This window comes from Alsobacter metallidurans (genome assembly GCF_014636935.1).
Classification (GTDB): Bacteria; Pseudomonadota; Alphaproteobacteria; order Rhizobiales; family Beijerinckiaceae; genus Alsobacter; species Alsobacter metallidurans.
Genome location: NZ_BMES01000002.1, coordinates 2,157,438 through 2,170,160 on the forward strand (window position 1 = coordinate 2,157,438; position 12,723 = coordinate 2,170,160).

At 67.4% G+C, this 12,723-nt stretch carries 8 protein-coding genes; all 8 read left to right on the plus strand.

Going from position 1 to position 12,723, the window contains the following annotated elements; genetic code table 11:
• The first annotated feature begins 131 nt into the window (after positions 1–131).
• Complete coding sequence (locus IEV99_RS20425) at positions 132–3,620, plus strand: indolepyruvate ferredoxin oxidoreductase family protein (RefSeq protein ID WP_188519541.1); 3,489 nt, start codon at positions 132–134, stop codon at positions 3,618–3,620.
• 256 nt (positions 3,621–3,876) lie between these two features.
• Entirely contained in the window at positions 3,877–5,850 is a 1,974-nt protein-coding gene (locus IEV99_RS20430) for an AMP-dependent synthetase/ligase (RefSeq protein WP_188519542.1), read from the plus strand.
• Positions 5,847–6,650 (plus strand): ABC transporter ATP-binding protein, encoded by an 804-nt coding sequence (locus tag IEV99_RS20435; protein WP_188519543.1) that lies wholly within the window; start codon positions 5,847–5,849, stop codon positions 6,648–6,650. Before IEV99_RS20430 ends, IEV99_RS20435 begins: the two co-directional genes overlap by 4 nt.
• Before the next feature lie 286 nt (positions 6,651–6,936).
• Positions 6,937–7,893 carry a branched-chain amino acid ABC transporter permease gene (locus IEV99_RS20440; RefSeq protein ID WP_188519544.1) on the plus strand — a complete coding sequence of 319 codons (957 nt, stop codon included), beginning with the start codon at positions 6,937–6,939 and terminating at the stop codon, positions 7,891–7,893.
• Between the two features lie 9 nt (positions 7,894–7,902).
• Positions 7,903–8,979 (plus strand): branched-chain amino acid ABC transporter permease, encoded by a 1,077-nt coding sequence (locus IEV99_RS20445; RefSeq protein WP_188519545.1) that lies wholly within the window; start codon positions 7,903–7,905, stop codon positions 8,977–8,979.
• Positions 8,980–9,062: 83 nt separating this feature from the next.
• Complete coding sequence (locus IEV99_RS20450) at positions 9,063–10,412, plus strand: ABC transporter substrate-binding protein (protein WP_188519546.1); 1,350 nt, start codon at positions 9,063–9,065, stop codon at positions 10,410–10,412.
• Between the two features lie 160 nt (positions 10,413–10,572).
• The gene (locus IEV99_RS20455; protein ID WP_188519547.1) at positions 10,573–11,424 is read left to right on the plus strand and encodes an ABC transporter ATP-binding protein; all 852 of its coding nucleotides are present in this window, start codon (positions 10,573–10,575) and stop codon (positions 11,422–11,424) included.
• Between the two features lie 16 nt (positions 11,425–11,440).
• Positions 11,441–12,673 (plus strand): phenylacetate--CoA ligase family protein, encoded by a 1,233-nt coding sequence (locus tag IEV99_RS20460; RefSeq protein WP_188519548.1) that lies wholly within the window; start codon positions 11,441–11,443, stop codon positions 12,671–12,673.
• Positions 12,674–12,723 lie beyond the last annotated feature (50 nt).

The following is a 12,723-nucleotide window of genomic DNA, read 5'->3' on the forward strand; positions in this document are numbered from 1 at the left end:
AACCCATAAAAGTCAGCTATACTGACCTATACGGAAGTCGTACCGGAGACGTCCCTCAGCGGCCCTGAAGGGACCCCCAGCGCCAGCACGGCGTTGACGCGCCCAAGCGTGGACGATCTGGAGGACAATCCATGTCGGTTCTGCCGGTCTCGCTGCGCGACGTTTCCCTCGACGACAAATACGACCTCGGCAAGGAGCGCGTCTTTCTGACGGGCACGCAGGCGATCGTGCGCCTGCTGATGATGCAGCATGAGCGCGACAAGCGGGCCGGGCTCAACACGGCGGGCTTCGTCTCCGGCTATCGCGGCTCGCCGCTCGGCGCGCTCGACCAGAACCTGCTGCGCGCCCGGAAGCAGCTCGAAGCCGCGCAGGTCCGCTTCCAGCCCGGCCTCAACGAGGAACTCGCAGCGACCGCCTGTTGGGGAACCCAGCAGGCCGAGATGCGCGGCGAGGGCAAGTATGACGGCGTGTTCTCGCTCTGGTACGGCAAGGGCCCGGGCGTCGACCGCTCGGGCGACGTGTTCCGCCACGCCAACATGGCCGGCAGTTCGCGCCACGGCGGGGTGCTCGCCCTGATGGGCGACGACCACACGGCCGAATCCTCCACCACCGCGCACCAGTCCGAATTCCACTTCGTCGACGTCATGATCCCGATCCTGAACCCGGCCGGGGTGCAGGAGATCCTCGACTACGGCCTCTATGGCTGGGCGATGAGCCGCTTCTGCGGCACGTGGGTCGCCTTCAAGGGGATGAAGGACACGGTGGAATCGACCGCCGTGATCGACGGCTCGCTCGACCGCGTCCAGATCGTCACGCCCGAGTTCGAGATGCCGCCCGGCGGCCTGAACATCCGCCCCGGCGACGGCATCCTCGACATGGAGGCCCGCCTCCAGGACTACAAGCGCGACGCCATGCTGGCTTTCGTGCGCGCCAACAAGCTCAACCGGATGATCTTCTCGGGCGGCCGCAATCCCAAGATCGGCGTCATCACGGTCGGCAAGAGCTATCTCGACGTCCGCCAGGCGCTCGACGACCTCGGCATCGACGAGGTGCGGGCCAACGACATCGGGCTCCGCCTCTTCAAGATCGCTTGCCCCTGGCCGATCGATGCGCATGAGCTGATGGACTTCGTCCGCGGCCTCGACGTCGTGATGGTCGTGGAGGAGAAGCGCTCCCTGATTGAAGTGCAGGTGCGCGAGGAGCTCTACGGTACCGCCAACCAGCCGATCTGCATCGGCAAGAAGGACGAAACCGGCAGGTGGCTCTTCCCCGTAAAGGGCGCGCTGGACCCCAACGACATTGCCGTCGCGCTAGGCGAGCGGCTGCTGAAGTACCATGCCAGCGAGGAGCTGGCCGGGCGTGTCCGCCGCCTCAAGCAGGCGCAGGAGACCCTGGCCGAGACCAAGGACGTCTCCACCCGCACCCCGTATTTTTGCTCGGGCTGCCCGCACAACACCTCCACCAAGGTGCCGGAGGGCATGCGCGCCTATGCGGGCATCGGCTGCCACTACATGGTGCAGTGGATGGACCGCTCCACGGACGGCTTCACGCAGATGGGCGGCGAAGGCGCCAACTGGGTCGGAGAGGCCGCCTTTTCCAAGCGCGGCCACGTGTTCCAGAACCTGGGCGACGGCACCTACAACCACTCGGGCGTCCTGGCGCTACGCTTCGCGATCGCGTCCAAGACGCACATGACCTACAAGATCCTCTTCAACGACGCGGTCGCGATGACGGGCGGCCAGCGGCACGAGGGCGAGCTCACGGTCGACATGATCGCCCGGCAGGTCGCCGCCGAGGGCGTGGAGCGCATCGCGCTCGTCAGCGACGAGCCGGAGAAATACCCGCGCGACGGCGCGTTCTGGCCCAAGGGCCTCTCCTTCCACCACCGCGACGACCTCGACACGGTGCAGCGCGAGCTGGCCGAGCGGCCGGGCGTATCGGTGATGATCTATGACCAGACCTGCGCGTCCGAGAAGCGCCGCCGCCGCAAGCGCGGCGAGTACCCGGATCCGGACAAGCGCGTTTTCATCAACACCCGCGTATGCGAGGGCTGCGGCGATTGCAGCGTGCAGTCGAACTGCGTCGCCGTGCAGCCGGTCGAGACCGAGTTCGGCCGCAAGCGCCAGATCGACCAGTCCAACTGCAACAAGGACTTCTCCTGCCTGAAGGGCTTCTGCCCGTCCTTCGTCACCGTGGAGGGCGCGACGATCCGCAAGGCGAAGCCCGCCTCGGGCGCGGACGCCGATTGGGGCGCGTTGCCGGAGCCGACCCTGCCCGCGCTCGACAAGCCCTATGCGGTGATCGTCACCGGCGTGGGCGGCACGGGCGTCGTCACGATCGGGGCGATCCTCGGCATGGCCGCCCACCTGGAGGGCAAGGGCTGCGGCATGATCGACATGGCCGGCCTCGCCCAGAAGGGCGGCGCGGTCTACAGCCACGTGAAGCTCGCGCCCCGGCCCGAGGACATCCACTCCATCCGGGTCTCGGCCGGCGACGCCGACCTCGTGCTCGGCTGCGACATCTCGGTCACCGGCACCCGCAAGGTGCTGGCCGCGGTGAAGCAGGGCGAAACCGCCATGGTGGTGAACACCGCCGAGGTGATGCCGGGCGACTTTGCCCGCAACCCGGACTTCTCGCTTCCGGCCGAACGCGTGAAGCGCGCCGTGCTGACGGCCGCGGGGCGCGACAATGTCAGCTTCGTGAACGCCACCCAGATCGCCACCGCGCTGACCGGCAACGCCATCGCGGGCAACATGTTCATGCTGGGCTACGCCTGGCAGCTCGGCAAGGTGCCGCTCTCCGCGCAGGCGCTGGAGCGCGCCATCGAGCTCAACGGCGAAGCCGTGGCGATGAACAAGGCGGCCTTCGAGTGGGGCCGCCGCTACGGCGTCGATCCCGCCCGGGTGACCGCCCTTGTGGCGCCCCGCGAGGCGCCGGCGGCCGACCGGGTGCTGACGACGTCCTTGGATGAGGCCGTGGCGCGCCGCGTGGAGTCGCTCACCGCCTACCAGAGCAGGCGCTACGCCAAGCGCTACGCCGGCTGGGTGGCGCGGGTGCGCGAGGCCGAGGGCAAGGCGGTCCCGGGCTCGACCGCGCTCACCGAGGCGGTCGCGCGCGCCCTCTACAAGCTCATGGCCATCAAGGACGAGTACGAGGTGGCGCGCCTCTATGCGGACGGCGAGTTCCTGAAGAGCCTGCGGGCGCAGTTCGAGGGCGACCTCAAGCTGTCCTTCCATCTCGCGCCGCCCATCCTCGGCCGCAAGGACGCGCAGGGCCGGCCGAAGAAGACCACGTTCGGCCCCTGGATGCTGAAGGCCTTCGGCGTGCTCGCGTCCCTGCGCTGGCTGCGCGGCACGCCGCTCGACGTCTTCGGCCGCACGGACGAGCGTCGCATGGAGCGCCGCCTGCTGGCCGACTACGAGGCGCTGCTGCCGGAACTGCTGGCGAAGCTTGAGCCGGGCAACCTGGCGCTCGCCACCGCCATCGCGTCGCTGCCGCAGAAGATCCGCGGCTACGGCTACGTGAAGGACGGCAATGTCGGGAAGGCGAAGGCCGAAGAGGCCGCCCTGCTGGCGCAGTTCAGGGCCGGAACCCCGCCGCAGGCGATCGCCGCGGAGTAGGACGCGGCAATCCGGACCGCGAGCCTGAAGGCCCGCGGTCCAAGGGCGCACAACGCATCTTCGCATTTCCGCACCGGGGAAGCGCGAGTTTTCGCGTCCCCATCGGCATAACTGCACGAAAGTCGAGCTTGTGTCCGGCTTTGGTCCGGATAACCTCCCCACATAGCTGCTGTGCGAAACGCACATGCCGAAGACGGCCAAAAGGCCGCGCGCCGTGACCGGACGGGGAGCAACGTCCGCCTGGGAGGATTGAAGGATGGCCGCCGCGTCCACGCGCGACGACACGTTTCCGAAATTGCTGATCCGCAACGCGCAGACGCGCGGGGCCCGGCCGGCGGTTCGCCACAAGGACCTCGGCATCTGGCAGACCTGGACCTGGGCGGAGGTGCACGACCTTTGCCGCGCCTATGCGGCGGCGCTGCATGCGCTCGGGCTGCAGAAGGGCGAGACCATCGCGATCGTGGGCTCCAACCGCCCGCGGCTCTACTGGTCGATGATGGCCGCCCAGATGCTGGGCGCGATCCCGGTGCCGGTCTATGCCGACAGCGTCGCGGACGAAATGGCCTACGTGCTGGCCCACGCCGACGTGAAGCTCGCGGCCGTGGAGGACCAGGAGCAGGTCGACAAGCTCCTGTCCATCGCGGATCGCCTGCCCAATCTCCGGCACGTCCTCTACGACGAGGACCGCGGCCTGCGCGACTACGACCACACGCGCCTGCACGGCATCGAGGCCATGCTGCGCAAAGGCGCGGAGCTGCTCCGCACGGACGCCGCCGCCGCGCTGGACGCCGCCATCGCGTTCGGCAAGGGCGAGGACCTGGGCGTCATCCTCTACACGTCCGGCACCACCGGCCGCCCCAAGGGCGTGATGCTGAGCTACGACAACGTGCTGATCTCGGCCCGCAACGGCTGCCTGTTCGACAAGCTGGACGAGACCGAGGAGACCATCGCGTATCTGCCGCTCGCCTGGGTCGGCGACCACATCTTCAGCTACGCGCAGTCTCTGGTGGCGGGCTTTTGCGTCAATTGCCCCGAGAGCCCCGACACCGTCGTGGAGGATCGCCGCGAGATCGGCACCACCTACGCGTTCGCGCCGCCGCGCGTGTACGAGAACCTGCTCACCCTCACGATGGTGCGCATGGAAGACGCCGCGCCCTTCAAGCGCCGGCTGTTCCACTATTTCCTCGACGTCGCCAAGCGGGTCGGCGAGCCCATCCTGAACGGCGAGGCCGTGTCGGCGAAGGATCGGCTGCTTTACGGGCTGGGCGAGATGCTGGTCTACGGCCCGCTGAAGAACCGTTTCGGCTTCTCGCGCATCAAGGTGGCCTACACGGCCGGCGAGGCGATCGGGCCCGAGATCTTCCGCTTCTTCCGCTCGCTCGGCATCAACCTGAAGCAGCTCTACGGCCAGACCGAAGCGGCCGTCTATGTGACCATGCAGCCCGACGCCGAGATCCGCGCCGACACGGTTGGCCGGCCCGCCCCCGACGTGGAAGTCCGCATCGCCGACAACGGCGAGGTCATGTTCCGCTCGCCCGGCGTGTTCCTGGCCTACTACAAGGACCCGGAGGCCACCGCCAAGACCAAGACGCCGGACGGCTGGGTGCATTCGGGCGACGCCGGCTTCTTCGACGCCACCGGGCACCTCAAGATCATCGATCGCGCCAAGGACGTCGGCAAGATGCGCGACGGCTCGCTGTTCCCGCCCAAATACATCGAGAACAAGCTCAAGTTCTATTCCAACATCAAGGAAGTCGTGGCCTTCGGCGACGGCCAGGACTACGTGGCCTGCTTCATCAACATCGACCTCACGGCCGTCGGCAACTGGGCCGAGCGCAACAACATCGTCTACGCGTCCTATCAGGAGCTGGCCGGCCACCCGCAGGTCTACGACATGATCGCCCGCCATGTGGACGAGGTGAACCGTTCGCTCGCGGTGGAGCCCATGATGGGCGGCGCGCAGGTGCGGCGCTTCCTGATCCTCCACAAGGAGCTGGACGCCGACGACGGCGAGCTCACCCGCACCCAAAAGGTGCGGCGCGGCTTCATCGCCGAGCGCTATGCGCCGCTGGTGACAGCGCTTTACGACGGCTCGCCCGAGGCGGACATCCGCACGGAGGTGACCTTCGAGGACGGCCGCAAGGGCGTGATCGCCGCCCGGGTGAAGATCCGCGATTGCGCCGCCCACCCTGTCGCCGCGCCCACCCCTGTGATGGAGCACGCCGCATGAGGGCGCCAGGATCGGACAAGGGCGTCGCGGCCGGCGACGTGCTGCTGGCGGTGGACAATGTCTCGCTGAACTTCGGCGGCGTGAAAGCCATCACGGATGTGAGCTTCGACATCCGTAAGGGCGAGATCCGCGCCATTATCGGCCCCAATGGGGCCGGCAAGACGTCGATGCTCAACGTCATCAACGGTTTTTACCACCCCCAGCAGGGCCGCATCACCTACAGGGGCGAGACGCGCCAGAAGATGCGCCCCTATGTGGCGGCCTCGCAGGGCATCTCGCGCACGTTCCAGAACGTGGCCCTGTTCAAGGGCATGTCGACGCTCGACAACATCATGGCGGGCCGCACGCTCAAGATGAGGGGCAGCTTCTTCTGGCAGCTGTTCCGGCATGGGCCGGCCATGCGCGAGGAGATCGAGCACCGCAAGGTGGTGGAGGAGATCATCGACTTCCTCGAGATCCAGGCCATCCGCAAGACGCCCGTCGGCAAGCTGCCCTATGGCTTGCAGAAGCGCGTGGAGCTCGGCCGGGCGCTCGCGATGGAGCCGGACCTCCTGCTGCTGGACGAGCCGATGGCGGGCATGAACCTCGAGGAAAAAGAGGACATGTCGCGCTTCATCATCGACGTGAACAACCAGTACGGCACCACCATCGCGCTGATCGAGCACGACATCGGCGTCGTGATGGACCTCTCCGACCGCATCGTGGTGCTGGAATACGGCCGCAAGATCGCGGACGGCACGCCCGACCAGGTCAAGAGCGACCAGACCGTGATCGACGCCTATCTGGGCGTGCCGCACTGATGGGGACGGTCGTGCTGCTTTCAACGACAAAACAGCCGTCATCCCGGCCTGCTGCGCGGGCCGCCGGGGATGACGCGCACGAATGCTGCGGGCATCGCAATGCCATGAAGTCCCCTCACCCCAGCCCTCTCCCCGTCTTGGCGCGCGAAGCGCGCCCGGGGAGAGGGGGCGCGGTGCGGCTTGTGGCGGGCGGCGAACCCTTCTCCCCGGAACGGGGAGAAGGTGGCCGAGCGCAGCGAGGTCGGATGAGGGGTTGCGCGGCCATGAAGCGCGAGGCGAGCCACGCATGAACCTCCTCTACGCGCTTTTCGTGGATCCCTGGGTGCAGATGGGGCAGGCGCCGGACCTGCTCGTGCAGACGCTGTGGGAGGGGCTGGTCTCGGGCGTGCTCTACGCCCTGATCGCGCTCGGCTTCGTGCTGATCTTCAAGGCCTCGGGCGTGTTCAACTTCGCCCAGGGCATCATGGTGGTGTTCGCCGCGCTGACGCTCGTGGGCTTCTACGAGATGGGCGTTCCTGCCTTCCTGGCGCTGGCCCTCGCCGTCGGGGTGATGTTTTTGCTGGCCGTGACGGTGGAGCGCGTGGTGCTGCGCCCGCTCGTGAACCAGCCCGACATCATCCTGTTCATGGCGACCTTCGGCATCACCTATGTGCTGATCGGCCTGGGCGAGCTCATCTTCGGCGGCAACCCCAAGCGCATGATCACCGAGCAGCTCTACCTCCCCAAGGGGGCGGTGGAGTTCAAGATCCTGGGCGGTTTCGTCAGCCTGCAGAAAATCGACATCGCGGCCGCGATCATCGCCGCAATCATGATCGCCGTGCTGGCGTTCTTTTTCCAGAAGACCCGCATCGGCCGGGCGCTGCGCGCCGTCGCGGACAGCCACAAGGCGGCGCTCTCGGTCGGCATCTCGCTGAACCAGATCTGGGCCATCGTGTGGTTCACGGCCGGCATCGTCGCGCTGGTCACCGGCATCATGTGGGGCGCGCGATCCGAAGTGTCCTTCGCCCTGCAGGTGATCGCCCTCAAGGCGCTGCCGGTGCTGATCCTCGGCGGCTTCACGTCGGTGCCCGGCGCCATCGTGGGCGGCCTCATCATCGGCATCGGCGAGAAGCTCGGAGAGTTCTACTGGGGTCCGCTGGTGGGCGGCGGCATCGAGAGCTGGCTAGCCTATTTCATCGCCCTCGCCTTCCTGCTGTTCAGGCCTCAAGGCTTGTTCGGCGAGAAGATCATCGAACGCATCTGAGGAGCGGCCGTGTTCTATCGCGAAGCAGGCCAGTACAAGACGAGCTACGCCGCCGACATGGCCGTGTTCCCGATCCGGCAGGACCGGATCGGCCTGGCCGTGATCCTGTTCACCGCCTTCGTGCTCATACCGGCCTTCGGCAACCAGTTCTTCTTGTCGAGCGTGATGATCCCCACGCTGGTGTTCGCGCTGGCGGCGATCGGGCTCAACATCCTCACCGGCTACACGGGCCTGATCTCGCTCGGCACCGCGGCCTTCATGGGGGTGGGCGCCTACGCGTGCTACAAGCTCACGACCTGGTTCCCGGGCGTGAACATCATCGTCTGGATCATCGCGTCCGGCTTCGTCAGCGCCTTCGTGGGGGCGATGTTCGGCCTGCCGAGCCTGCGCATCAAGGGCTTCTACCTCGTGGTCGCCACGCTGGCGGCGCAGTTCTTTCTCCAGTGGTGCTTTGGCCGCATCCCGTGGCTGGTGAACTACAACACCTCTGGGGCGATCGAGGCGCCGGAGCGGTTCCTGTTCGGGATCCCCATCACGGGCGCCAACGCGACGCCGGAGTCGCGCTACCTCGTGGTGCTCGGCGTCGTTGCGCTGATGACGTGGTTCGCCTCCAACCTTGTGCATGGCCGGGTGGGCCGCGCCTGGATGGCGGTGCGCGACATGGACATCGCGGCCGAGCTGATGGGCATCCGCCTGCTCACCACCAAGCTGCTCGCCTTTGCGGTGTCGTCATTCTACTGCGGCGTGTCCGGCGCCTTGATGGTGTTTCTCTGGTACGGCAGCGCCGAGCCCGAGGTTTTCGTAATCAATCAGTCCTTTCTGATCCTGTTCATGGTGATCATCGGCGGCCTGGGCAGCCTCGTCGGCTCCTTCATGGGGGCGGCGCTGATCTACATGTTGCCGATCGTGCTGCGGCTCCTGCCGGCCGCGCTGGGCGTGCCGATCGCGGCCGCCACCGTGGAGCACCTCCAGTTCATCATCGTGGGCGTGCTCATCATCGTGTTCCTGATCGCCGAGCCGCACGGGCTCGCCCGCCTGTGGCAGACCGGCAAGCAGAAGCTGAGGATTTGGCCGTTCCCCTACTAGGGCGCGGCGAAACCGAGACGGGCGCAGAACCCGCTGGACGAAACCAACGCGGCCGCAAGGCCCGAAACAAAGGGAGAGAAATGATGACCAAGAGAAAGACGGGTACGGCCCGCCGGGCGCTCGCCGCCGCGGCGCTGTTCGGCGCCGCCGCGCTGGGCCTCGCCTCCACGGCCCGGGAGGCGGCCGCCCAGGAAGGCGTCTACGTGCCGCTCTTCACCTACCGCACCGGCCCGTTCGCGGGCTCGGGAATCCCGATCGCGGACGGCATGCGCGACTACCTCACCATGCTGAACGAGCGCGACGGCGGCATCGGCGGCGTCAAGATCGTGCTGGACGAGTGCGAAACCGGCTACGACACTAAGAAGGGCCTGGAGTGCTATGACGCCGTGAAGGGCAAGAAGCCCGTCATCGTCAATCCCTGGTCCACCGGCATCACGCTGCCGCTGATCCCCAAGGCCTCGGTCGACAAGATCCCGATTCTCTCCATGGCCTATGGCCTTTCGGCCTCGGCGCGCGGCGACATCTTCCCCTGGGTGTTCAACCCGCCGGACACCTACTGGGACGGGCTCGGCATCATCCTGCGCTATATCGGCCAGCAGGAAGGCGGCATCGAGAAGCTCAAGGGCAAGAAGATCGGCTACATCTACTTCGACGGCGGCTTCGGCAAGGAGCCGATCCCGCTTTTCGAGCAGATGGCCAAGGACTTCGGCTTCGAGCTGAAGCTCTACCCGGTCGCCCCCGGCGACATGCAGAACCAGTCGTCCCAGTGGCTCTCGGTGCGGCGTGACCGGCCCGAATACATGGTGATGTACGGCTGGGGCGCGATGAACCCGACCGCCATCAAGGAAGCCGCCAAGATCAACTACCCGATGGAGAAGTTCGTCTCGATCTGGTGGCCGGGCGAGGACGACATCCGCGGCACGGACGGCGCCAAGGGCTTCAAGATGATCAACTGGCACGGGATCGGAACCGACTTCCCGGCGCTGAAGGACATCCAGAAGCACGTCGTCGACAAAGGCCTCAGCAAGGCCAACAAGGACAAGGTCGGCGAGCTTCTCTACAACCGCGGCGTCTACAACTCGCTGCTGATCGCCGAAGGCATCGCGCAGGCCCAGAAGATCACCGGCAAGAAAATGGTGGACGGCGCCGACGTCCGCCGCGGGCTGGAGAACATCAACCTCGACGAAGCGCGCCTGAAGGAGCTCGGCCTGGCCGGGTTCACGGGCACGCTGAAGCTCACCTGCGACAACCACAACGGCCACCGCTCCGCCTTTATCCAGCAGTGGGACGGAGCCAAGTGGGTGAAGATCTCGGACCCGATCGAGCCCATGGCCGACAAGGTGAAGCCCGCGCTCGACGCCGCCGCGCAGGACTACGCCGAAAAGAACGCCGGCTGGCCCAAGCGCACGGAGCCCTGCGACAAGGCTTCGTGATCATCCAAGGTGGGCGCCTTCACGCGCCCACCTCTCCTCGTCATTGCGAGCGCAGCGAAGCAATCCAGTCGATGGTGGGCTTAGGCCCGGCGCCTGGATTGCTTCGTCGCTCCGCTCCTCGCAATGACGGCTTTTGCGACCGACTGAAGCCGAGGCGACCATGACGACCGCCGCTCCATCCCTGTCCGACGTCGCTCCCGCCGCCGCCGCGGAGACGATCCTGGCCGTCAACAACATCGAGGTCGTGTACGACCACGTGATCCTGGTGCTGAAGGGCGTCTCGCTCACGGTGCCGAAGGGCGGCATCGTCGCCATCCTGGGCGCCAACGGGGCGGGCAAGACCACGACCCTGAAGGCCATCTCCAACCTGCTCCACGCCGAGCGCGGCGAGGTCACCAAGGGGACGGTGGAGTTCGAGGGCCAACGCGTCGACAAGCTGACGCCCAACGACCTCGTGCGCCGCGGCTGCATCCAGGTGATGGAGGGCCGCCACTGCTTTGGCCACCTCACGATCGACGAGAACCTGCTCACGGGCGCGTTCACGCGCCGGGACGGGAACGCCGCCATCAAGCGCGACATGGACATGATCTACGACTACTTCCCGCGCCTGCGGCAGCGGAAAGGCTCCATGGCGGGCTACACCTCGGGCGGCGAGCAGCAGATGTGCGCCATCGGGCGCGCCATGATGTCCCGGCCCAAGATGATCCTGCTCGACGAGCCCTCGATGGGCCTCGCCCCGCAGGTGGTGGAGGAGATCTTCGAGATCGTCCGCACCTTGAACGAGAAGGAGGGCGTTAGCTTCCTCCTCGCCGAGCAGAACACCAACATTGCGCTGCGCTACGCCACCTATGGCTACATCCTGGAAACCGGCCGCGTCGTGATGGACGGCGCCGCGGATGCGCTGCGCGAGAACGAGGATGTGAAGGAGTTCTACCTCGGCGTCGCCGGCGCCGACCGCAAGAGCTTCCGCGACGTCAAGAGCTACAAGCGCCGCAAGCGCTGGCTGGCGTGAGACCCGAGGGGAAACCATGTCCGAGCACTACGACGCCCTCGAGACCCGCTCTCCGGCCGAGCGCGAAGCCGACCAGTTCGGCCGGCTGCCGCAGGTTGTCGCCAAGGCGCTGAGCGCTCCGGGTTGGGCGGCGCATCTGGGCGCGGTTGACCCCGCGACGGTCACTAGCCGCGCCGCGCTCGCAAGGCTGCCGGTGCTGCGGAAGTCCGACCTGCCGGGCCGGCAAAAGGCGGACCCGCCCTTCGCGGGCTTCCTCGCCGAGCCCATCGGGGCCTTCGGCCGCATCTTTGCCTCGCCCGGCCCGATCTTCGAGCCTGAGGGCACCGGGCCGGACCCGTGGCGCGCCGCGCGGGCGCTCCATGCGGCGGGCTTTCGGGCCGGCGACATCGTGCTGAACACCTTCAGCTACCACCTCGTGCCGGGCGGGTTCATCCTGGACAGCGGCGCCCGCGCGCTGGGGTGCCCGGTGATCCCGGCCGGGCCGGGCAACACCGAGCAGCAGCTCGACGTCATCGAGCACCTGCGTCCGGTCGCCTACACGGGCACGCCGGACTTTCTCAAGATCCTGCTCGACAAGGCCGCCGAGGCCGGTCGGGACGCATCATCGATCCGCAAGGCGCTGGTGTCGGGCGCGGCCTTCCCGCCGTCGCTGCGCGACCACCTCCAAAGCCGGGGCGTGGAGGCCTACCAGGCCTACGCGACAGCCGACGTGGGCGTGATCGCGTATGAGACTCCGGCGCGCGAGGGGCTGGTGGCGAGCGAGGAGTTCATTCTGGAGATCGTGCGGCCCGGCACGGGCGATCCCGTGCCGGACGGCGAGGTTGGCGAATTGCTGGTCACGTCGCTCGATCCCCACCATCCGGTGATCCGCCTCGCGCTGGGCGACCTCACGGCCGTGCTGGCCGGCCCCTCGCCCTGCGGCCGCACCGGGCTGCGGATCAAGGGCTGGATGGGCCGCGCCGACCAGACCGCCAAGGTGAAGGGGATGTTCGTGCGTCCCGAGCAGCTCGCCGACGTGGCGAAACGCCACCCGGAGATCGCGCGGCTGCGCGCCGTGGTGACGCGCGAGAACGAGCAGGACGTCTTCACCGTGCGGGCCGAGAGCGCGACGTGCTCGGACGCGTTCGTGGCCGCGCTGGGCGAGAGCGTGCAGGCGTTCACGAAGCTGCGGGCCCGGATCGAGCTCGTCGCCCCGGGCAGCCTTCCCAACGACGGCAAGGTCATCGCGGACGAACGCCCGGTGGGCTGAAGCCCACCCGGCACGGCGCTCCGAGACCCGTTCTTCCCACCCCAGACCAA